Below are 19821 nucleotides of genomic sequence, written 5' to 3'. Positions count from 1 at the left end.
GGAAGAAGCCGCCTACCGTCATGGACGCGTACGAGGAGCCGCCATCAGACAACGCATCACTGATACGGATCACCTGCGCCTCATGGATACGGGCCTCGGCTTCCTCCTGCGTTAGCCAGACGACCTCGGTGCTCTCCTCGCTCGGGCGAGGAGAGCCACCCACGGGCCTGCACAGGAACGCCAGGGTGACGATGCCGCGTCGCATGTTCTTGTAGACACCGGTCAGGCGCATGGGCTCGACCCGCACCCCGGTTTCCTCCAGGACCTCACGCACCGCGCACTCCTGGGGACTCTCATCGAGTTCGAGCACACCGCCTGGTGGTACCCATCGCCCGTCGTCGGCTCGCTGGATGACGAGGATCCGTCCATCGCTTGAACGGACAACGATCCGGGTGACGGCGACACTGTGCAGGGGAGTAGTGGCCATGGAAACCATCCTCACGCACTTCGACCAGCCACAGAGGTACAAGGCAGCGGATCTACTCCAGGAACAGGACAGCGGCCCGCGTGATCTTGCTCCTGTAGATGCTTTCGCAGCCGAGATTGCCCACAAGAGCAAGGTCAACGGAGTTCCACTGGCGGTGACCTTGCTGTCCCTGTCCCTTCAACGATCGAGAGTGACGTCAGCAGCAAAATCACCAGGAGGGTGCTTCAACGGAGGTCGTTACGGGCGCCGCAGAGGGAGACCTGCCACTCGGTGGAGGGGAAGGTCAGCATGCCCAGGTCACGGTGCTTAGTGTCGCGCACTGCGGCCTCACCTTCCAGAACAGCCACCTCAACGCAGTCAGACGAGGTTCCGCTGTAGCTGGATTTGTGCCAACTTCTCATGAGTGCAATGGAGAACATCGTTAGTCCTTCCTCGCGGATCCTAGGAATGCTTGCCACTCGCTAGCGCTGAAGAAGAGCGCCCCAAGCTCCCGGTTCTTGGTGTCACGTACTCCGGTAAAGAAACCCTCGGAGACCTCCACGCACTCACCCTGTTCAGTGCTGTAGCTGGAGGTGCGCCAAGAGAAGCTGGAAACCAGTGCTTCTTCTGTTGCCTGGTGTTCCTTCATTGGCGCCCTCCAGCTATTCAGCGCTGCATAGCTTGATGCAAGCAGCCTACAGAGAAGGATCGGTGTCTACGCCAGATCGCCCTTCGTGCTGTTGAGGAAGACCTGCCACTCGTCGGCACCGAAGTAGAGCGCGCCCAGCTCGCGGTGCTTGGTATCCCGCATCGCTGTGCTGGTGTTCAGGCAAGCTACCTCGACACAGTCTCCCTGGGATCCGCTGTAACTGCTCTTGAACCACGTTCCCATGGGAATGGTGGAATGCATTTCAGTCCTTTCGTTGCCTGTGATACCGTGCGATGCGCTTGAGGGCTTCTCGGCTTGGATTTCCCTCGTCGAGGGAAGCTGCGCGGAGCCGATTAAAGATCGTCCCATACTCGTCCAAATCCTCTTGGTCTGTGAGGAACATGCTCGCAGTCTGTCCCTCGGTGTAGACGGTTGTGATGCCGTGCTGCGCAATCCTCATGATGACGAACGCGGGGATGCGTATAGCCACGTGGGCACCTGCAGTGAAGGGCAGGACCTGCAAGGTGACGTTGGGCTCCTGGGAGAGGTCAATGAGATGCTCTACCTGCTCAGCCATCACCTCTGCCCCGCCCACCTGCTGCGATAGCGCCCCTTCGGTGACGATGAGCCAGAACTCGGGAGGGCTTTTGGAGGACAGCACCCGTTGGCGCTCAAGACGCACTTCGATCTCGCGGTTCACATCGCTTGTGGGGTGCAGAGTCGCCTCGATGGCAGCTCGGGCATAGGCCTCGGTTTGTGTGATGCCTGGGATGAGCTGGGACTGGTACGACTCGATCGAGGTTGCCTGCGATTCGATGTTCGCGTAAGTGCGGTAGCTACGTTCCAGATCGTACGGTTGCCATCGGTCAGGCTGGCGAGCTTCCTTGCGCAGGGCCAGGATGCGTTCAAGTTGGTCCTCCGCGCCATAGATCTGGAGGAGGCGTTCCACAGCCGCAGGCCCAGGGACCGAGCCCCTGTCTCCAGGAGTCTCCCACCTGGCGAGGCTTCCTCCGGTAGTACGTGCTGCCTTGACCACCTCACTGAACTTGCGATCGCCACGGAGCCGTCTGAGCTCCTGCGCAAGCTGCCACTGCGCAAGTGTCGGGTTGCGGTCCATCCCTGAATCCTGCCTGTTCTTCGCACCTGCGGACAACCTGGACGACTTGTAGATGAGACTTGTATTTACGAGTCCGCTCGGTTTCAATGAAACCAGAAGTCGACCTTCGGCGGGGTCGATTCGTCAAGGTCTCGCTGTGCATGCGTCTGGAGGGGTCATGGCTGGTGGTCGTGGTCTGAGGCTGGAGCACGAGCGGGTGAGCACGGAACGTCAAGTCGAATCCGGGAGAGCAATCTCCAGCCGTCACGCCGCCAGAACCTCTTCGGTGCGCTATTCGCTGACGGGCGGCTCTGAGACGGCTGAGCTGTTGCCCGCCTAACCGGGTCTGTGATCGGACGCGGAATCTCACGGCTGGGATACCTGCGGGCCCGTGCACAAGAAAAGCCCTGGTGAGTGCTTGCACCACCCACCAGGGCCACGCCGACAACCACCACACATGTGAACCAGAAGGAGTCGCCAGCATGACCATTGTGCCGCGTTCGCGCGCGCCGTTCCACATCCCCACCCCGCCCTTCGCGGGGCGGCGGTGGCCCTCTCGCTTCTACTCGGGTGACCTCGCCCAGGCCTCCTGGGTTCGCGGTGACCTGGTCGCGGACCTGTCCCGGCTCGAAGGGCTGTGCCCTCAGGTGAGCGACGACGCCGTGCTGTGCGTCGGCGAGATGTTCGCCAACGCCTGCGCCCATTCGCGCTCCGGCGAGCCCGGCGGGCGCGTCATGCGTACCTTGTTCCAGCCCACCGCTGACACGGTGCGCCTGTGCCTGGTCGACGGCGGAACCCGCACGGACGCCCCCGCCCTCCCGCGCATCCCCGTCGAGCGCACCTGTGTCGAGTGGGCGTTGGCCGAGTCGGGGCGCGGGCTGCTGCTCATCGAGAGCCTGGCCCTGGCCTGGGGCAGCGAGTCGGCAGCCGATTTCCCCTTCTGTGCCGGCCAGGGCACCGCCGTGTGGGCCGACTTCGCCCTCACCGGCACCCCCGCGCCCGCCGGATCCCAAGAGGAGGTCCGGTGACCGACACCGGTCCGGCCACCGAGGGGGTGCGCGCCGTCCTGGCCGCACCCCACGGCCGCCGTTTCTCCCGCCCCGCCGTACCGCTTTCGCGTGAGCAGCGGCTCCTGGCCCAGATGCAAGGCAACCCCCGCGTCCAGCGCCGCCTGAAGCAGGGCGAACTCCCGTTGTGGATGCACATCCAGGCCGAGCGCCTGGCCGCCGAGAACCAGCCGGCCCGCCCCGACCGCCCCGACACGGCCCCGGTACCGCGGCCTCGCTCGGCCCCCGACGACGGCCCGCCACCCGCACGGACCCCCAAGCGCCCGGTCCGCCCTCGGCCGCCGCTGCCGCGCCGCCACCCCGACCGCCCACGCAGCCACCGCAAGCCCGCTCCCCGCCCGGGCCCGGTCCTGATGGTGGCCATCCACGTCCTGGCCCTGGGCGTGGGGGTTCTGGCAGCTCACCTGCTCTTCTTCCTCTGATCCATCCGCCTCCTGAAACCGGTAGCCGGGCCGAGAATTCCTCGGCCCGGCCACCAGCTCAGCAGACACTTGTTCTGTCCCGGCGCTAAGTACCAGTGGTTATGGTCACCTCTTGCGTCGGAGGCCTTTCTGGTGCGCGTTATGCACATGCTCAACTTCACAAAACGGATATAGAGGCTTTATTACGGGCAAACCTCGCATATCAGTCTCCTTGGCTGTGCTGCTCGAAAACCTGTCCTGTGCCTTCAGAACTGTCCATGGCAATGAATGTGGCAGGGAACGTTAGGCTTTGCAGGGTGAATGACACCTCGATTCGCACCAGGTTCGCTCCGTCCCCGACTGGCATGTTCCACGTGGGCAATGCCCGGTCCCTGCTGCTGAACTGGGTGGTCGCGCGACAAACCGGCGGCACCATGGTGCTGCGGATCGAGGACACCGACGCCGCCCGCTCCCGCCCGGAGTGGACCGAGGGCATTCTGGATGCGATGGCGTGGCTGGGCGTGGACTCCACCCAGTACGAGGGCCCCTACTTCCAGACCGAGTACGCCGGCAAGCACACCGAGGCCGCTCAGCGTCTGCGCAAGGAGGGGTTGGCCTACTACTGCGACTGCACCCGCGAGCAGGTCCAGGCCCGGCGCGACAACCCCAACCTGGGCTACGACGGGTTCTGCCGCGACCGCGGCCTGGAGGCCGGCCCCGGCCGGGCGCTGCGCTTCCGCATCCCCGAGGGCGGACCCACTGTGGTCGAGGACAAGATCCGGGGGCAGGTGGAGTTTCCGCACGAGGCCCTGGAGGACTTCGTCATCGCCCGCGGCGACGGCACCGCCCTGTTCGTGCTGGCCAACGTGGTCGACGACGCCGAGATGGGCATCACCCACGTCATCCGGGGCGAGGAGCACCTGTCCAACACCCCCAAGCAGCAGCTGCTGTGGGAGGCCCTGGGACACAGGCCGCCGGTGTGGGCCCACGCGCCGGTGCTGGTCAATGAAAAACGCCAGAAGCTGTCCAAGCGGCGCGACAAGGTCGCCATGGAGTCCTACCGGGACGAGGGCTACCTGCCCGAGACCATGGTCAACTACCTGATGCTGCTGGGCTGGGCGCCGGGCCAGGACCGCGAGATCATGCCGATCGAGGAGATGATTCCGCTCTTCGACCTCGCCGACGTCAACTCCTCGCCCGCGTTCTTCGACGAGAAGAAACTGCGCGCCTTCAACGGCGACTACATCCGCGCCCTGGAGGCGGAGGAGTTCGTCGAGCGCTGCGCTCCCTACCTGGAGGGCGAAGAGGTGCCCTGGAAAGCGGAGGACTACAACCGGCAGGTCTTCGCGCAGATCGCCCCGCTTGCACAGAGCCGCATCTCCGTGCTCAGCGAGATCGTGCCCAACGTCGACTTCCTGTTCCTGGACACGCCCGTCTTCGACGACAAGAGCTGGGCCAAGGCGATGAAACCCGGTGTCGGCGCGGAGATGCTCACCGCCGCGATCGCCTCCTTCTCCGACGAGGCCTTGATCTGGGACGCCGAATCTCTCAAGGGTGCCCTTGAGCAGGCCGGGGCCGCCCAAGGGCTCAAGCTCGGCAAGGCTCAGGCGCCGGTGCGGGTGGCGGTGACCGGCCGCACGGTCGGGCTCCCGCTGTTCGAGTCGCTGGAACTGCTGGGACGTGAGCGCACGCTGGCGCGACTGAGGGCGGCGCTGGAGCGGCTCAGCACCTGACGCGCCGACGCCAGCCGACACTCCAGCAGCCAGGGCGGAAAGACCACCAGGAGTTCGGAGGATCGGGGCCCGTCCCGGCATCCGGTGAGCACCTAGCGCACTGGATGCGGGGGCGGGCCCCGCTGATCGCCCTGTCCCGCAAGCGCACTCCTGGGGTGGACGCCGACGGGTCGCTGTACGTCGACCCCGCCGACGGGCGGGTGCGTCTGATCTGCACCGCCCAGCGCACACCGATCACCCAGCACGAACCGCCCGCTTCTGCTGGACCGGGCCGGCGAGCAGCTGACGGCCCCGGTGGTGCTGGTGTGGGACAACCACTCCTGGCCCACCGCCGCACGGATACGCCAGGAGCTGGCGGACCGTCCTTGGGTGAGCGTGGTGTTCCCGCCCCGCTACGCACCCCAGTTGAAACCGGTGGAGACGCTGTGATCGCACCTGAAAGCGGTTCCGCCCAACCGAGCTTTCGGGAGTGTGGAGGAGTCGGAGAAGGTGATGTGTGCACATCTGTGCTCGGTCCAAAGGCGTTCCGGGCTGTTGCGTGGGTTCATCCAATCGGTCGGTTTGGACCCCTCCCCATTCCCGTCAACCACATGATCAAAGGTCAGTACTACCCGAGCTGCGGGCCTCGGCATGACCTTGCCGGGCCTGTAGTTTTCCGGCCTTGCCTGCTGGAAAGCGGCAGGCAAGGACAAGGGGCGATGATCTTGTACTTATGATCAGGCTCGGTGGCCGAAGGCGGCCATAAGTACAAGGTCATTTTCGGGTGACTTGGAGAGGGAAGTGGCTCAGGTGTCCTTGGCACTGTTGACGAAGGCCTGCCACTCGTCAGCACCGAAAAAGAGCGCCCCCAGCTCGCGGTGCTTGGTGTCGCGGATGGCGGTGCTGCTGTGCAGGTCAGTGACTTCGACGCAGTCCGCTTCACTCTGGGAATAGCTGGACTTGCGAAAGACGCCTGTGCGGACGGCCGAGGTGTCAGAGGATCTCACACACCTTCAGCACCTCCGGAAGCGGTAACGTGCAGGGCCGGATGAACGTCCAGAACCAGGGCGAGTTCGTCACCAAATACATCAGCTGCAGGTAGTGGTAAGCTGCCGCGGATCTCTGTGACAAGGAAGAACAGAGATGCCCTCCGTTTCTCCGGCAGCGCACGGAAAAGAACCCCGGGTGCCGGTCCCTGGTGGGGGCCGGCATCACCCCTTTCTCAATCTGGAAGACGCCCGTGGACCTTGTTCGGTATCTCTGGTCGGCGCAGCTCCTTACCAATCCTTGGGGCATGGCGGCAGTTCTGGCTCTCATAGCCGCGTGCTGCCTCCTGGCGGCCCGTAAGGCACAGCTGTTCTCCCGCTTCTGGCGCTGGTCCCTTGCAGTGCTGAGTGTGTGCTATCTGTTCGTTCTGGTTCAACCGGTGGGCGGCTGGGAGCATGTCGGCCAGCACGACCGAGACTTCACTCTCAACCCTGTTGCCAGAGCACAGTCGGAGAGGGAAGAGGCCTTGACTTCGGCGGACGAGACCGGGATGCATCGCTACGAGACCTCCGACGGCCGCAGCGTCTACTCCGATTCCTCGGGTGTTCTCACGCTTTCCCAGATCCGGCAGCTCCGCTCCGAGATGGACCCGGAGGAGGCCCTCTACGACGTGTACCGCACCGTGAGCACAGAGGGCGAGACCGTCTGGTACGGCCCGGCGGGCGAGGAACTCCTTCCCGACGACATCACCTACCTCGAGGAGCAGGTCCGGGAGGGAGAGTCCCAGAGCACCCGGCAGTCCCTGCTTCCCGAGCAGAACATGCTGAACTTCCTGCTGTTCGTCCCCATCGGAGTCATTGCCGTTCTGGCCCTCTCCTCCTGGCCGCTGCGTCTCCTCGCCGGTCCCACACTCTCCCTGGCGGTGGAAGCGCTCCAGTGGGTCCTGGCCACCGGCCGGGCGAGCGACACAGCCGACCTGGTGGCGAACAGCAGCGGTGCCCTGGTCGGTGTGGCTCTGATGGCCGGAGCGCTGTACATCGGTACACGCCGATCAGCACTTCCCGAGAACCGCTGATCGGAGAGTGCCGAACCAGGATCGGCTTTCCCGGGACGAGTCTGCAGCTGCCCCTTCCGCCCCACCATCTCCAGCACGTCCAGACCCAGATCGGCGCGCAGCGACCATGACGCCTGTCGGCTCGCCGTCCAGCGCGAGAAGACACCGATCCCGAACGCGACGCGGCTCCAGCTGTTGGGGACACGGATGTAGGGGACACCAGCGATTCGCAACTGGTTGGGCACCTGGGTGGTGAAGGAGCGTTTCGCCAGTTCCAGAGAGGTACCAGGAGTCTCTCCTGGCATATGGGCACCGGACCGTTGATGCCTGGTGCCGCGCGAAGAATGTTTCGTCGGGCAGGGCCGTCTGCAAGGTTCGCTCGAGGCACGCTCTGACAGCGTGCCTGCGCCGCGCGCTCTCGCCCTGGTGTTCTTGGACCAGTTCGAGGCAAGCCACCGCCCACCCCGATCGGCTGGGTGCCCTGCGAGGCGTTTCCCCGCTTGTCGGGTGTCATTGGGATGCCGTGAACGGCACCATCATCACTTACCGAGAACGAAGCAGCCCTGGTTGGCCGACGGTCACGTCTGGATCAGGCGGCTGTCGAACCCCGCGGCTATGAGCGATGTGTAGGCCTCGCGTACCTGCGGGGGGACCTCTTGTTCGATGGCGAAGCCGCGTCGGGGATACTCCATCACTCGTTGGAGGTCTCCGACCATCATGTCGATGACCAGGTCGGCATCGCCGATGTTTTTGACGTACTCGTCCAGGTGCAGTGGTGCGGAGGTGCACACCGCTTCGACCTCGGGCCACAGTTTCCGGGTGGTGGCGAAGGCGCGCCGTTCCATGTAGGGCATGGAGACCAGGAGCACGGCAGAGGGATCGATGCCGGCTTCGGCCAGGACCTGGCGGGAGAAGGTGATGTTCTGGCCGGTGTTGGCGGCCCGGGGTTCCAGCAGGATCGCGGAGTCGGGGACGCCGAGTTCCAGGGCGCGTTCGCGAAAGTGCACGGCTTCTCCGCGGGGGAACACCTCTGCGGTGGCGGGGCTGTTGCCGCCGGTGAGGACCAGGGTGGGGAAGAGTCCGGCGTGGTAGAGCTCGGAGGCGTGGTCCGCGACGCCGAGGTCGTTGCAGCCTAGGGCGATGGCTGCGTCGCACGGCTGTATCCGGTGGTGCGTCTGGTGGAAGTCCCAGATCAGTTCGGCCTGCTGCCACTGCTCCTGGGTGAAGGTCCGGCGTTTGGGGCTGGGTGCCGGATCGTTGGCGTTCTTACCGGTCATGTGGGTGGTGCTTCCCAGGTTGGCCTCTGCCTGTCTAACCAGACATGGAGGGAGGTTTCATTCCAAACTGGCAGAGAGGGGTCCGCTCCGCTGTGTGGTCAGTGTGCCCCGTCCCAGCCGTGCGTGGAGAAGGTTTCACCTGACCGGATCCGGCCGATGATGGTGGCGATGTAGGGGGTGGTGTTCTCCGGCAGGTGCTCAGGGTCGGTCCAGGACAAGCCCGAGCACAGGCCGGGTTCCATGTTGGTCGGGGTGCCCTGCCAGCGTGTGGTGGTGAAGAAGAACCCGATCCGGGTTTTCCCTTCACCGTTGCGGTGGTGGGCCACGTGCGCGCAGACCAGATCGTGGGGATCGACGAGAACGCCGACCTCCTCCTTCAGCTCACGCGCTGCTCCTTGGGAAGCGGACTCATCAGCCTCCAGGTGGCCACCGGGGATGCCGTACTGGCCGTCGGCAAACCCGGTGCCTTTGCGCTCTCCGAGCAGGACGCTGCCGTCCGACCTGGTGAGGAGAACGCACACGTCCACGGTGGGTGCTGCTCTGGTCATGGTTGGCTCCTCAGGGACCAACGAGATGGATGGTGACGTTCACCAGGATGCTCTCAACAGGCCCGCGCGGCTACAGACGTGCTTCTCGCCGTAACGCGGAGTGGCTTGAGAACCCAGAAGCACGGCTCCACCAGAACCATGGGATGTGACACTCGGGCCTTGGGACGCAGGCCGTGTCAGGAAGCGAGAAGGTGAAGCAGGGCGATGAGGGTTCCCGAGCTCTGCACCTGGCCCTGGGCGATCAACTTCCGCGCCTTGGCCAGCGGAATCCACTCGTAGACGCCTTCGTCGAACTCGGTGGGGTCTGCGGCCAGGTGGGCGTTGCGGCCGATGAAGACATGGTGGGGGCTGCGGACTGTGCCGACCATGGGCTCGAAGGTGACCACGTGTTCCACCGAGCCGATCCGGTATCCGGTCTCCTCCAGCGCTTCACGCACCACGGCCTGCTCCGGGGTCTCGTCGGGATCCAGAAGGCCACCGGGCAACTCCCATCCCCACACGTCGGGCACGAATCGGTGCCGGTAGCTCATCAGGACGTGCTCGCCGGCTTGGCTCAGGATCGCGATCACCGCGGCTGAGGGCAGGGTGACGGTGTGGTGCTCGAACCTGTTGCCGGAGGGCGTGGTGATGTCGGCCTTGCCCAAGCGCACCCACGGGCTGCCGTAGAGAGTACGTTCACCGTGTACCGTCCAGCGGCCTCGATGGTCCTCGCTCCTGTCCATGCCCCGAAACTACTGTGTGGCGACTGCCCGGAACTCTGGAGGGACAAGCAGCGCATGGCCCGTACCGAGTACTACGACGACCCGACCGCCCCGGCGCCCAACAACCTGGTGGTGGCCGCAAGCGCTGCGGTGTTCGACGACGCGGGGCGGCTGTTGTTGCAGCGGCGGGTGGACAACGGTCTGTGGGCGATGCCGGGCGGAGCGATGGAGATGGACGAGAGCCTTCCTGAGGCTGCCGTACGGGAGGTGCGTGAGGAGACCGGCTACGAGGTGGAGGTGACCGGACTGGTGGGCACCTACACCGATGCCCGCCACATCATCGCCTACAGCGACGGGGAGGTGCGCCGCCAGTTCAACATCTGCTTCCGCGCCCGGGCGGTGGGTGGAAGCATGGCGGTGAGCGACGAGTCCCACGAGGTGTGCTGGTTCACCCCCGAGGAAGCGGTGGGGTTGGAGATGCACCACACGCAGCGGATGCGTGTCGAACACGCCTTGGCCGGAGGCTCGCCCCATGCCGGTTGACCGTGTGAGTCGGCTTCGTTCTTGTCGGCACCACCGGGTCCGCCGGCCTGGCCGCTGGGAACTCGGAGCGGTCGGCACCGGTCCGGTTACCGGGGGCGCGCGCCGCCTGGCTCAGTGCGAGCCCTCGTTTCGGATGTACAGCCAGTCGGACGCCTGGTGCCGACAGTCAATTGGTCAGCCTGACCGCATCGGAGTGCACGTAGCATTCCGGCTTGTCGGCCAGGACCTCGAACGGCTTGGAGATGGCGCTGTCCTGTCGGTAAAGCTTCGGATAAGCCACAGCCTCGTGCTGGTGCGAGTGGTGCTTCACATGGCCCACGGGCGGGATTCGGGATGGATTTCGCGATGACAGTAAAGACGGCTCTCGCGCTTCGAGGCCTGTCTGAGAGGAACCTACTGCTTTTCGGGATCGCTTACGGGCCCGACCCGTCGGGAACTCGAACGAGCTCCGACGGGCGGGGCACATTTCTGTGAAGGTTACTACTCTCCCTGTGCCTGGCGCAGCTTTTCCTGTAGCCAGTCAGGAATGTACTCGGGGTCGCGAGGGTACTTTTCCAATTCATAAGCATATCCGCCCGGCAATGGGGGAAGGGGGTGAATGCTTGTATTCTTGTCGTAGTTAAATTCTACTTTAAACCTCCCCGGCTGGGTTATGGTTAGCTCCATGGAGAGCCATGTGCCCTTACCTTCTTGGTGCATTCCTTCCTTGAGGGAAATCGCCTTCTTCATTACAGAGCGCGGATGGCGCTTCCTTTTTATTTCTCCATTTTCAAAGGTTACAAGGTTTTCGCTTGCGCCAGCCCTTCCTATGTGCTCATACCTATAATTCATCGCAGTCCAGCCATCCGGAGCTCCCTCGAGGATTTCAAGAGCCATCTCGCGAACCAGCTCCTCTTGCCGTGAAGTGTCCATGGAATTTTCTTCCTCTACTTCTTTGTAGATCGTTTGGGGTGATTTTCGCACGCCAGAGAAGGCTGACTTTGGCCGTCAAGCTCCCGATCCACCAGGGTTTGCAAAGGCGGTACTCCAAGGTGATTCATTTCTTCGGGTCGGTTTTTTCATGCCTTTCTGCTTCATTGGTGAGGTTCTGTCTCTCCTGAAATTCGTTTCTCTCATGCTCTGGAAGTGTGTCGTCATATACGATTTCCATGCTGAATTTAATTGAAGGCTCCTCGCTGGCAAGATCGAGCCACTGTCCGGCGAGTGCATCTTTGCCACCCGAAACCCCCTCTGCGTACTCAGTACTGTAAGCTCTTTTCAGAATTCCTATATTCCTCTTGAGGATCCCGTTCCATAGGCAGGGCTCCGGCAAAGTCGGGCGGTAGGGATATGACCTGCGTCCTCGTAGGGCGAACAAGCAGAAACGGGCGTGTTCGACCCGGTTGGATGGAAGTTCTTCACGCTGCCATCTATCCGAGGAACACGCCCACGTATGCCATCGTCTCATCCCGGCGAGCTCATCGTCGAACCCGTCTCCCGCCAGGACCACCTTCTCCAGGTCCTTCGTGTGCCCGATCCACGCAAACCCCGTGGACGACGCTACCCACTGGCCGCGCTGATCGCCGTGGCCGTCTGTGCGGTCCTGCCCGGGGCCAAAGGGTTCACCGCGATCGGCCAATGGGCCGCTGAGAGCACCACTCACACACTCACCATCCTGGGCATGGTCCGAGACGCAGCTGACGGGGCGACCTTCCGTCGTACCTTCGCTCGTCTGGGCGCCGACCTGCTCGATCAGGTGCTGGGCGCCTGGGCCGCCACCCGCCTGGTCATGGTCAACGGGCTGCGGGTCATCTCCTTGGACGGTAAGACCCTGCGCGGTGCCCGTGCCGGCACCGAACGGGCACCACACCTGGTCGCTGCTTTGTGCGGTATCAGCACTCTGGGCCAGGTCGCTGTGGACGCCAAGAGCAACGAGATCCCCGCCGTGCGGGATCTACTCGGGTTCGTCGACATCAACGGGGCCGTGGTCACCCTCGACGCGATGCACACCCGGACCGACACCGCCACCACCATCCGGGCCGGGGGCGCCCACTACGTTTTCACGGTCAAGGCCGACAACAAACACCTCTACGCCCAGCTCAAGGAGCTGCCGTGGAAGCAGGTGCCCGCACACAGCACACGCGATAGCGGGCACGGCCGCAAAGAGACCCGCACGATCAAGACCGCCCAAGTTCCGGAGTGGATCACCTTCGAAGGCGCCGCTCAGGTCGCCCAGCTGCGCCGGGCCACCTGGCGCAAGAAGTCCAAGGACTCGGTCAAGCGCAAGAGCGTGGAGGTCGTCTACCTGATCACCTCTGCCGACCACCGCGTTGCGCCTGCGTTGGTGCTGTCGGGGTGGGTGCGCCGGCACTGGGGGATCGAGAACAAGCTCCATCATGTGCGGGATGTGACCTACGACGAGGACCGCTCCCAGGTGCGCACGGGCAGCGCTCCGCAGGTCATGGCGGCTCTGCGCAACACCGCGATCGGACTGCTCCGGGCTGCGGGGTTTGACAATATCGCCGAGGCCAACCGTCACATGATCCGCGACGAGGCTCGCCCACTCAGACTCCTACAGACCTGACTTTGCCGGGGCCCTGGCGCTTCGGGGCCTGCCTGGACGGGCCCTGCCGTTCTTCGGGGTCGCCTGTGGACCCGACTTGCCGGGAACCCGAACGAGCTCTGACGGGCGGGGCGCGGTCCGGTGAGGGTTACTGTTTCCCTCGTGCCTCGCGAAGCTTTTCCTGTAGCCAGCCAGGAATGTACTCGGGATCCCGTGGAAATTTTCGCATCTCCAAAGCGTAGCTGTCCGCTGACACAGGGAGGGGATGGATGTCCGCTTCCCTGTCGTAGTTGAATTCGGCCCTAAATTTTCCTGGGCGGGTTATTTTAAGTTCCATGGAAAACCATGTGCCCTTGCCCTTCTCGTACATTCCTTCCTTGAGGGAAATTGCCTTCTCTATCACAGAATACGGCTGGCGCTTCCTCTTTGTCTCTCCATCCTCAAAGGTCACAAGATTCTCACCTGCACCGGCCCTTCCTATGTGCTCGTACCTGTATTTCATAACACTCCAGCCTCTCGGGGCCCCCTCGAGGATTTCAAGAGCCATCTCGCGAACCAGTTTCTCCTGCTGGGAAGCATCCATGAATTTTCCTTTCTTTTAATGCCCTATGCTCCGGCCGGTATGATCTTCTTGTGCCAGGGGGAGTCGGTCCTGATCGTCAAGCTGCCGACCCACCAGGACTCGCGAAGGCTGCACCCCAAGTAATTTGTTTCTTCAACATCGGCTACGTGCTCGACTTGTCGGGGCCTTGAGCTAACTCCGGCGGGCGGGGGTGTGGTTCGGTGAGGGTTACCATTATTCTTGTGCCTGGCGAAGCTTTTCCTGTAGCCAGGCAGGAATGTGCTCGGGGTCGCGAGGGTATTTTTCCAATTCGTAGGAATAGCCACCCGGGAGTGGGGGGAGGGGGTGGATGCTCGTGTTTTTGTCATAGTTGAATTCTGCCTTGAACCTCCCGGGGGGAATTATATTGAGCGACATGGAAAACCACGTTCCCCTAGCCTCTTGATACATTCTCTCCTTAAGGGATCTTGCCTTTTCTCTCACGGATCTTGGGTATCTACTTCTTGCTGTCTCACCCCTGTCAAAGGTCACAAGATTTTCGCTTGCGCCGACCCTTCCTATGCTCTCGTACCTGTAGTTCATCACGCGCCAGCCATCCGGAGCACTCCTGACAAGCTCGAGTGCCATCTCGCGAACCAGCTCTTCTTGAAGAGAAATTTCCATGGGAATTTATTCTTTCCCTTCTTTGCTGCCCGGCCAGAGGCATGTTCTCAATGAAGTGCTCGGATCTCTCAAGTGGTTGTCCTGCTTCGACTGTTGAAGGTGGAGGGTCAGGGAAGCCCTTCTCCTTGGGGAGGTCTCCTTCGTGGATTTTCGCTCCAGGTTCGATCTTTTGTCCTGCTTGAAAATTGTCTCGCTTGTACTCCGGAAGCGCAACGCCGAAGCGCGGAGGTAGCCATGTGACTGTCCCTTCCACAGAACCTGCTCCGTCTGGGAACCAGGACCGCTTCCTTGCATGGCCAGGAGCTCAGGAAGTGCCCGTCTTTCCACGTCAGTGGGACACCTCTACCGCACGCAGAACACCTCGCAAGGCGTCTCGGCGTGCTAGAAACGTCCCCATGCCCCCCAACGAACGACTGCGTGTCCGCTTGGAGCAATCCGGGAATGCGATGGCCTCCTTCTCCGAGCATGTGGGCACCGACCCCAAGAGCGTGGCCCACCGATCAGTACCGGATGTGTTCCCTGCCGCCGCAACTCCCACGCCGTTGCCGAAGTCCTTGGCGCGGACGTCCAGCACCTGTGGCCGGAGTCCGGGGAGCCCCGCGCAGAACCAGCGACCGCATCAGACTGAGGTTTGATTATTCGGTTCCGAGCTGGAGTCCGGCATGGGCGAGGAACCCGTCCACCAGCCCCAACCGGACCGCTTCGCTCAGCTCCGTAAAGGACAGCGCCGCGAGATTGGCCAACCCCGTGCTCTTGAGATGGGACCAGGCCTGCTCCACCGGGTTCAGCTCGAGAGCACAAGCGGGCAGGTACTCCACCTCCAGCCACTCCCGGGCCTGGATCGCCGCGCGTATCCACCGGCTGCGGTGGGCGGCCAGGTTGTCCCACACCAAGATCACCGGCGCGTCCAGCACCCGATGGACGCCGCCCCCGAAAGCGACCAGGTCGCGGTATCGCCCCGGGGCGGGTGCGAAACAGCATCCGCGGCGCATGGCCGCGCCGGTAGCAGCACACCGCGACCATCGACATCTTCGCCGGGCGGCCCTTGACCACGTGCAGCACCGGCCTCTGCCCCACCGGTGCCCAGATGCGGGACCAAGCCCCGGTCAGTCCCGTGCCCGCCTCGTCCTCGAACAGGATCCAAGCCCCGGTTCGGGCCCCCTTTTTTCGATCTGAGGCCAGGTCTGCTCCATCCAGGCGGCGATAGCCTCCTCCTCGCGCTCCACAGCGCGGCAAGGAAGGGACCTGCACCGACCACCCCATCGCCCTCAACAAACGCCATACCCCCAAGAGGTCGGCGTAGGCGGCGCCGAAGGTCTCGGCGATCACCTGCCGCGCCCGGTTCAAAGCCCAGGCATCGGTGGCAAAACTGTCGTCCTTGGCGCCCCGGCGCAGCAGTTACCGCAGCCGCAGGCGCTGGTCGGGGCCCAGGTGCCCCTCAGAGCCGGTGCGGGGTCCTTGCTCATCAGCGCGTCGGTGCCGCCCTGATACCAGGTGCGCCGCCAGTTGTTGACCGCGCGAGCGGTGACGCTGAGCACCTCGTCGATCTGGGCGTCGGCCATCTGGCCCTGCTCGCAGGACGGCCACCCTCAATCGGTGCTGCTGCTTGTCGTGGGCATCCATGACACCCCCTCTTCGGAGAGAGGCCCCAGGTAGAAGGGCGTGCGCCCGCCCGGGAAACAAACAATCAAACTTCAGTGAAGATAGAGAAGAATGAGGCGGGAACCGAATCGGGGGGACCTTCGTCATAACGGCTTGAACACCCAGTGAGCCCTTTTCATCTTGCTTCTCGGAGCTGAAGGATCAGCACAGCGCGGGTGATCTGGCCGGCCCGGTTGGGGCAGCAGCGCAGGCGGCGCAGGATGGCCCACTGCTTGAGCTGGGCGATCGCGCGCTCACCCGGCGAGCGGAGCTTGGTGTGCTCGGAGTTGGCGTTCTTCTTCCACTGCGCCTTGCCGCGGCCTTTGAACGGGCAGAACACCGCCTCCGACAGCCCGACGTAGCCCTTGTCGCCCAGCCCGATGAGCCCGGCCGTCTCGATGCGCTCGGCGATCTTCCACACCCGGGCGGCCTGGGTGTCGTGCACCGCCCCGGGCAGGGACCAGGACGTCCACAGCGGTTCGCCGCCCGGGGCCGCGACGACCTGGATGTTCATGCCATGTTGCTTGTGCTTGCCGGAGTAGAAGGGGCGGTCGGCCGCCAGAGGGTCGCAGGCGATCAGCGTGCCGTCCACGATCACGTACGCCCAGCCCTTGCGGCGGGCGCGGCGCAGCCCCTGTTCCAGGGTGGGCGCCTGGGCGGCGAGCAGGGCGGTGGTCTCGTGCACGTAGCGCCAGGCGGTGGTGGTGCCGACACCGAAGCCGGCCGCGACCTGGGCGAACGGTTCGCCCTTGTACAGGTGGACCAGGACGAGCAGGGCCTGGGCGGCCGGGTCCAGGCGTCGCCATCGAGAACCGGTGTTCTTGCGGTGGGCGCGGATGGTGCGGGCGGCCAGGTTCAGGGTCCGGCGTGACAGGGGGTAGCGCGGCACGGTAGAACAGCATGTGGAGCCTCTGGTGGGGCGGGTTTTCTTGGTCGTTAATCCATCTACCAGGGGCTTCTTGCTGTCAGGGGTGCTCACGGCGAGCTGGTACGAGGCTGTGACCTGCGCGTTCAGGATGAAAAAGGCTCAACCTACTGGCCAACACCCATGCCTACGGGTTTCCAGCCGCGCGCAACCCCGTCATACACCTACGACGAGCACCCGAGCCCGGTCTCTTCGATCACTACATGTCCAGTTTCGTCAGGGTGTGGGAAGTCAGCACACCTGCATCGCGCCAGGAAAGGGCCTGATTCCGTGGGACGACGTATTGACTACCTCGACGACCCCGACGCCCCGGCGGCGAACAGCATCGTCCCGTCCGCGAACGCGGCGGTGTTCGACGGTCAGGGCCGGCTGCTGCTGATCTGCCGGAGCGACAACGGCAATTGGGCGATGCCGGGCGGGGCCATGGACCCGGGGGAGCACCTGGCCGAATGCGCGGTGCGTGAGACCCTGGAGGAGACCGGAATCCATTGCGAGGTCACCGGGCTCGTGGGGATGTACACCGACCCCGGACACCTCATCTACTACACCAGCGACGGCGAGTGCCGCCAGGAGTGCTCGTTCGTCTTCCGGGCCCGCGCCACGGGCGGGGAACCGACACCGAGCAGCGAGTCGACGCAGGTGGTGTGGGTGGCACCGGAGGATGTGGGGGAGTACAGGATGCATCCGTCGATGGCGCTGCGTGTGCGCCACGCTTTGGAGGAACGGACAGAGCCCTACCTGGGATAGGCGGTCAGCCGCTCCCGGGTTCTGCGCACCGCGCCGGCGAGGGTGAGTCTGGCTGCGGAGATGGACTCATGCACCACCGAGCCGGGGGCGTAGCGCGTGAGGATCTCCTCGACCCGCGCCTCGAACGTGGTTGCACAGCCGGTGGGGCCGCTGGTCAGGTCCGCGTACCACAGCGCGTCGGAGGTCGCCGACTCCTCCCGGGCGAAGACGCTCAGCTGGTCGGCCAGGCCGCGCCGCTCGGCCTCAAAGAGGGCCCCGGTGTGGTGGGCCACCAGGCACACCATCCGCTCGTCCGCGCCCTGGGCCTGCAGCCAGCGGGCGCCGTCGAGCGGATGGAACCCGCTTCTCGCCAGGGAGGGTGCGTAGCCGATGTCGTGCACCAGCGCGGTAGCGATTAGCAGCTCCCGGTCCTCGGGCGGGACGGCGGGGGCTGCCTGGCGGGCGGTGTGTCGGGAGGGGAGCCATGACCCCAGGCGGACGAGCTCGCCCTCGGGCAGGGTGTGGACGGCTCCGTGCGAGATGTGTTCGCCGCCGGCGGGGGCGGACCTTCCTCCGGGCGCCGCCCAGCTGTTCGGTTTCCAGCTTCACGCCTGTGCCAGGGGAGCGAAGATCCGTCCCGGCACAGAATTTTTGTATTCCTTGTCAACGTTATCTTGGTGCAAAACCGCCGAGATCGCCTCAATTTTCCTCGTGCAAAGAAAACACAAAGGTGGCATGGGGTTACGCGACCGAAACCCCGGGGGATGTTCGATGCCGCGCCTCGAAGCGCCTACCGGGATGATCGGTGGTCATTCGAGCAGAAATCTTGTTGTTCGGTCTATTTCACGGCTGATGGCAACGCGTCTGGTGAATCACCGATGAATGCCAGGACCGCAGGGGGCGGACCCAACACAAGGCGACAGAGGAGAAAAAGTGGGAAACGACGTGGTCGGGAGCATCGACGGGTTCGTTGCACTGCTCAAGAAGTGGTACGAGAGCGACTACGGGGGCTTCGCGACCCTGTATGACGAGGCTGTCAAGCACGCGAAACCGCTCCCTGAGGACACTCCAGAGGAGGTCCGCTATGACTGGCGGGGGAAGACGATCGACGACCTGTGCGACTTCTTCCGGGAGTGGTACAAGTGGGAGCCGGGAGTCTCCACCGGGCTGGAGTACATCGAGAAATTCAGCTGGATCAACTACGAGAACGACTACGGAATGGTCTTCGTCACCTCCGGCCCCGGGTATCGGATGACCGCTCTCTTCACGGCCCTGCAGGGCCGCTACATGGACTCCGAAGAGTCACTCGGCCTGGTGAGGAAATGGGAAAAGGCACTCGGACCGAAGATGGACGATTACGTCGTCCCACCGGGTGGTTACAAGAACTTCAACGATTTCTTCGTCCGGGAGGTGAAGGAGGGCAAGCGCCCGGTCGACGCCCCCGATGACGCGTCTGTGGTGGTCGCCCCGGCCGACTGCGTCATCAACATGATCGTCGACGAACTCGCCGAGGAGACGCGGATCCCGGTCAAGACGGTCACCATGAACATCAGGCAGCTGCTCGACGGCTCCGACTACGCCGACAGGTTCGTCGGGGGCACCGCGGTGTCCTGCATTCTGATGCCCAACATGTACCACCGGTACCACGCACCTGTCGCAGGGAGGGTGGTGGAGGCACGCGATGATATCGGCGGTGTCTACTACGGGATGCGCAACTTCCCCGAGCTGCTCAACAAGGGCAACGTCGGCTACGGCTACGACTACAGCATGTTCGAGCACTTCCGCCGCGGCTACCTCGTCATCGACACGGGCGACGCGGGCAACGGGTGTGTCGGAATGGTCCCCGTCGGCCTGAACTCGATCGCCTCCGTCGAGTTCAAACCAGAATTCTCCCAGGTGACGCCTCAGAAACCCGTCAGTGTGGAGAAGGGGCAGGAGATCGGGTTCTTCAAATACGGGGGATCGCTGAACATCCTCTTGTTCGAGGAAGGAAAGTTCCCGGCACTCCAAATGCTCCAGGGACAGCGTATCGGGACCTTCGAGGACCCAAAGAGAACGCGACGTCTCTTCAGCGGTTCCTGGCGCACGCCTTCCCTGCATTGGAGCTTCTGACCGACAGTGCTCCGTCCGGTGGCGGACGGCGACCACATGCCCTCGGACATGCCTGGTCCGTCGACCGGCCCCGGCGAATGCCGCCGGCCCAGCGGGTCTGCCCATCCACCACCTCGGGCTGGGGCTGCTGCGGACTCCACCCGCCGACGGCCGCGCAGAGAGTTCCCGCGCCGCCGTTCAGGAGCACTCTCCACGGGAGGAGGCGTCAG

Annotated in this window: 25 protein-coding genes and 2 pseudogenes; 9 read left to right on the top strand and 18 right to left on the bottom strand. The window is 63.9% G+C overall.

Annotated features, from left to right (window positions below):
- Positions 1-145: 145 nt before the first annotated feature.
- The 5 genes and pseudogenes from FHS13_RS07145 to FHS13_RS07125 all read right to left on the bottom strand — a co-directional run.
- Positions 146-427, bottom strand: a pseudogene (locus FHS13_RS07145) (NUDIX hydrolase); the annotation flags it as partial.
- A 224-nt stretch (positions 428-651) separates the two neighbouring features.
- Positions 652-828, bottom strand: a complete 177-nt coding sequence (locus FHS13_RS07140) for a DUF397 domain-containing protein (RefSeq protein ID WP_184290234.1) — start codon at positions 826-828, stop codon at positions 652-654.
- Positions 829-848: 20 nt separating this feature from the next.
- Positions 849-1055, bottom strand: coding sequence for a DUF397 domain-containing protein (locus FHS13_RS07135; protein ID WP_184289484.1), 207 nt, complete (start codon positions 1053-1055; stop codon positions 849-851).
- A gap of 66 nt (positions 1056-1121) precedes the next feature.
- A complete protein-coding gene (locus FHS13_RS07130) occupies positions 1122-1298 on the bottom strand; it encodes a DUF397 domain-containing protein (protein ID WP_343064953.1) in 177 nt (58 codons plus the stop codon).
- Between the two features lie 19 nt (positions 1299-1317).
- On the bottom strand, positions 1318-2172 hold the full coding sequence (locus FHS13_RS07125) for a helix-turn-helix domain-containing protein (RefSeq protein ID WP_184289478.1): 855 nt from the start codon (positions 2170-2172) through the stop codon (positions 1318-1320).
- Between the two features lie 461 nt (positions 2173-2633).
- Here FHS13_RS07125 and FHS13_RS07120 point away from each other — a divergent pair, with 461 nt between their 5' ends.
- The 4 genes from FHS13_RS07120 (at position 2634) to FHS13_RS21685 (ending at position 5781) form a co-directional block, all read left to right on the top strand.
- Complete coding sequence (locus tag FHS13_RS07120; RefSeq protein WP_184289475.1) at positions 2634-3179, top strand: ATP-binding protein; 546 nt, start codon at positions 2634-2636, stop codon at positions 3177-3179.
- A complete protein-coding gene (locus tag FHS13_RS07115; RefSeq protein WP_184289472.1) occupies positions 3176-3640 on the top strand; it encodes a hypothetical protein in 465 nt (154 codons plus the stop codon). Before FHS13_RS07120 ends, FHS13_RS07115 begins: the two co-directional genes overlap by 4 nt.
- A 296-nt stretch (positions 3641-3936) precedes the next feature.
- Positions 3937-5352, top strand: a complete 1416-nt coding sequence (gene gltX, locus FHS13_RS07110) for a glutamate--tRNA ligase (RefSeq protein WP_184289469.1) — start codon at positions 3937-3939, stop codon at positions 5350-5352.
- A 294-nt stretch (positions 5353-5646) separates the two neighbouring features.
- Entirely contained in the window at positions 5647-5781 is a 135-nt protein-coding gene (locus FHS13_RS21685; protein ID WP_281388723.1) for a hypothetical protein, read from the top strand.
- 356 nt (positions 5782-6137) lie between these two features.
- On the opposite strand, the gene FHS13_RS07100 is transcribed toward FHS13_RS21685, so the two are convergent.
- Positions 6138-6338, bottom strand: coding sequence for a DUF397 domain-containing protein (locus FHS13_RS07100; RefSeq protein ID WP_184289466.1), 201 nt, complete (start codon positions 6336-6338; stop codon positions 6138-6140).
- 506 nt (positions 6339-6844) lie between these two features.
- Here FHS13_RS07100 and FHS13_RS07095 point away from each other — a divergent pair.
- Positions 6845-7393 (top strand): VanZ family protein, encoded by a 549-nt coding sequence (locus FHS13_RS07095; RefSeq protein WP_184289463.1) that lies wholly within the window; start codon positions 6845-6847, stop codon positions 7391-7393.
- 557 nt (positions 7394-7950) lie between these two features.
- Here FHS13_RS07095 and FHS13_RS07090 read toward each other — a convergent pair.
- The 3 genes from FHS13_RS07090 to FHS13_RS07080 all read right to left on the bottom strand — a co-directional run bounded on the left by FHS13_RS07090 (position 7951) and on the right by FHS13_RS07080 (position 9919).
- The gene (locus FHS13_RS07090) at positions 7951-8649 is read right to left on the bottom strand and encodes a YdcF family protein (RefSeq protein ID WP_184289460.1); all 699 of its coding nucleotides are present in this window, start codon (positions 8647-8649) and stop codon (positions 7951-7953) included.
- A gap of 98 nt (positions 8650-8747) precedes the next feature.
- Positions 8748-9197, bottom strand: a complete 450-nt coding sequence (locus FHS13_RS07085) for an NUDIX hydrolase (RefSeq protein WP_184289457.1) — start codon at positions 9195-9197, stop codon at positions 8748-8750.
- A 176-nt stretch (positions 9198-9373) separates the two neighbouring features.
- Positions 9374-9919: an NUDIX hydrolase gene (locus tag FHS13_RS07080; RefSeq protein ID WP_184289454.1), complete on the bottom strand. Its 546-nt coding sequence runs from the start codon at positions 9917-9919 to the stop codon at positions 9374-9376.
- A 54-nt stretch (positions 9920-9973) separates the two neighbouring features.
- Between FHS13_RS07080 and FHS13_RS07075 the strand changes: the two genes are divergently transcribed.
- The gene (locus FHS13_RS07075) at positions 9974-10441 is read left to right on the top strand and encodes an NUDIX domain-containing protein (protein WP_184289451.1); all 468 of its coding nucleotides are present in this window, start codon (positions 9974-9976) and stop codon (positions 10439-10441) included.
- Between the two features lie 166 nt (positions 10442-10607).
- On the opposite strand, the gene FHS13_RS07070 is transcribed toward FHS13_RS07075, so the two are convergent.
- The 3 genes from FHS13_RS07070 to FHS13_RS07060 all read right to left on the bottom strand — a co-directional run bounded on the left by FHS13_RS07070 (position 10608) and on the right by FHS13_RS07060 (position 11753).
- On the bottom strand, positions 10608-10760 hold the full coding sequence (locus tag FHS13_RS07070; RefSeq protein ID WP_184289449.1) for a hypothetical protein: 153 nt from the start codon (positions 10758-10760) through the stop codon (positions 10608-10610).
- 161 nt (positions 10761-10921) lie between these two features.
- Complete coding sequence (locus FHS13_RS21335; protein ID WP_246404811.1) at positions 10922-11353, bottom strand: immunity protein YezG family protein; 432 nt, start codon at positions 11351-11353, stop codon at positions 10922-10924.
- 124 nt (positions 11354-11477) lie between these two features.
- Positions 11478-11753, bottom strand: coding sequence for a hypothetical protein (locus FHS13_RS07060; RefSeq protein ID WP_184289446.1), 276 nt, complete (start codon positions 11751-11753; stop codon positions 11478-11480).
- A gap of 120 nt (positions 11754-11873) precedes the next feature.
- On the opposite strand from FHS13_RS07060, the gene FHS13_RS07055 reads away from it, so the two are divergent.
- On the top strand, positions 11874-13004 hold the full coding sequence (locus tag FHS13_RS07055) for an ISAs1 family transposase (RefSeq protein WP_221442513.1): 1131 nt from the start codon (positions 11874-11876) through the stop codon (positions 13002-13004).
- Positions 13005-13131: 127 nt separating this feature from the next.
- Here FHS13_RS07055 and FHS13_RS07050 read toward each other — a convergent pair whose 3' ends face one another.
- The 5 genes and pseudogenes from FHS13_RS07050 to FHS13_RS07025 form a co-directional block, all read right to left on the bottom strand.
- Positions 13132-13566, bottom strand: a complete 435-nt coding sequence (locus FHS13_RS07050) for an immunity protein YezG family protein (protein WP_246404808.1) — start codon at positions 13564-13566, stop codon at positions 13132-13134.
- A 213-nt stretch (positions 13567-13779) separates the two neighbouring features.
- Complete coding sequence (locus FHS13_RS21330; protein WP_246404805.1) at positions 13780-14208, bottom strand: hypothetical protein; 429 nt, start codon at positions 14206-14208, stop codon at positions 13780-13782.
- Between the two features lie 635 nt (positions 14209-14843).
- A complete protein-coding gene (locus FHS13_RS07040) occupies positions 14844-15200 on the bottom strand; it encodes a transposase (RefSeq protein ID WP_343064936.1) in 357 nt (118 codons plus the stop codon).
- Between the two features lie 351 nt (positions 15201-15551).
- A complete protein-coding gene (locus tag FHS13_RS07030; protein ID WP_184289440.1) occupies positions 15552-15770 on the bottom strand; it encodes a hypothetical protein in 219 nt (72 codons plus the stop codon).
- A gap of 215 nt (positions 15771-15985) precedes the next feature.
- Positions 15986-16751: pseudogene (locus FHS13_RS07025) on the bottom strand (transposase family protein).
- A gap of 293 nt (positions 16752-17044) precedes the next feature.
- Here FHS13_RS07025 and FHS13_RS07020 point away from each other — a divergent pair.
- Positions 17045-17521: an NUDIX domain-containing protein gene (locus FHS13_RS07020; protein ID WP_184289434.1), complete on the top strand. Its 477-nt coding sequence runs from the start codon at positions 17045-17047 to the stop codon at positions 17519-17521.
- Here the strand turns inward: FHS13_RS07020 and FHS13_RS07015 are convergent.
- Positions 17509-17994 carry an HD domain-containing protein gene (locus FHS13_RS07015; RefSeq protein WP_221442539.1) on the bottom strand — a complete coding sequence of 162 codons (486 nt, stop codon included), beginning with the start codon at positions 17992-17994 and terminating at the stop codon, positions 17509-17511. The two genes, FHS13_RS07020 and FHS13_RS07015, sit on opposite strands and share 13 nt — an antisense overlap.
- Positions 17995-18433: 439 nt before the next feature.
- Here FHS13_RS07015 and FHS13_RS07010 point away from each other — a divergent pair, with 439 nt between their 5' ends.
- Complete coding sequence (locus FHS13_RS07010; RefSeq protein WP_343064935.1) at positions 18434-19612, top strand: phosphatidylserine decarboxylase; 1179 nt, start codon at positions 18434-18436, stop codon at positions 19610-19612.
- The last annotated feature ends 209 nt before the right edge of the window (positions 19613-19821 follow it).

Origin of the sequence: Nocardiopsis algeriensis (assembly GCF_014203695.1) — a bacterium.
GTDB lineage: Bacteria > Actinomycetota > Actinomycetes > Streptosporangiales > Streptosporangiaceae > Nocardiopsis > Nocardiopsis algeriensis.
This window is presented reverse-complemented; position numbering and strand designations above follow the sequence as displayed.

What these genes read in the sequence shown, in the direction of transcription:
- FHS13_RS07140 (WP_184290234.1), bottom strand. Translation starts at nt 828, where the DNA reads ATGAGAAGTTGGCACAAATCCAGCTACAGCGGAACCTCGTCTGACTGC.
- FHS13_RS07135 (WP_184289484.1), bottom strand. Translation starts at nt 1,055, where the DNA reads ATGAAGGAACACCAGGCAACAGAAGAAGCACTGGTTTCCAGCTTCTCT.
- FHS13_RS07130 (WP_343064953.1), bottom strand. Translation starts at nt 1,298, where the DNA reads ATGGGAACGTGGTTCAAGAGCAGTTACAGCGGATCCCAGGGAGACTGT.
- FHS13_RS07125 (WP_184289478.1), bottom strand. Translation starts at nt 2,172, where the DNA reads ATGGACCGCAACCCGACACTTGCGCAGTGGCAGCTTGCGCAGGAGCTC.
- FHS13_RS07120 (WP_184289475.1), top strand. Translation starts at nt 2,634, where the DNA reads ATGACCATTGTGCCGCGTTCGCGCGCGCCGTTCCACATCCCCACCCCG.
- FHS13_RS07090 (WP_184289460.1), bottom strand. Translation starts at nt 8,649, where the DNA reads ATGACCGGTAAGAACGCCAACGATCCGGCACCCAGCCCCAAACGCCGG.
- FHS13_RS07085 (WP_184289457.1), bottom strand. Translation starts at nt 9,197, where the DNA reads ATGACCAGAGCAGCACCCACCGTGGACGTGTGCGTTCTCCTCACCAGG.
- FHS13_RS07080 (WP_184289454.1), bottom strand. Translation starts at nt 9,919, where the DNA reads ATGGACAGGAGCGAGGACCATCGAGGCCGCTGGACGGTACACGGTGAA.
- FHS13_RS07075 (WP_184289451.1), top strand. Translation starts at nt 9,974, where the DNA reads ATGGCCCGTACCGAGTACTACGACGACCCGACCGCCCCGGCGCCCAAC.
- FHS13_RS21335 (WP_246404811.1), bottom strand. Translation starts at nt 11,353, where the DNA reads ATGGACACTTCACGGCAAGAGGAGCTGGTTCGCGAGATGGCTCTTGAA.
- FHS13_RS07055 (WP_221442513.1), top strand. Translation starts at nt 11,874, where the DNA reads ATGCCATCGTCTCATCCCGGCGAGCTCATCGTCGAACCCGTCTCCCGC.
- FHS13_RS07050 (WP_246404808.1), bottom strand. Translation starts at nt 13,566, where the DNA reads ATGGATGCTTCCCAGCAGGAGAAACTGGTTCGCGAGATGGCTCTTGAA.
- FHS13_RS21330 (WP_246404805.1), bottom strand. Translation starts at nt 14,208, where the DNA reads ATGGAAATTTCTCTTCAAGAAGAGCTGGTTCGCGAGATGGCACTCGAG.
- FHS13_RS07040 (WP_343064936.1), bottom strand. Translation starts at nt 15,200, where the DNA reads ATGCGCCGCGGATGCTGTTTCGCACCCGCCCCGGGGCGATACCGCGAC.
- FHS13_RS07030 (WP_184289440.1), bottom strand. Translation starts at nt 15,770, where the DNA reads ATGGCCGACGCCCAGATCGACGAGGTGCTCAGCGTCACCGCTCGCGCG.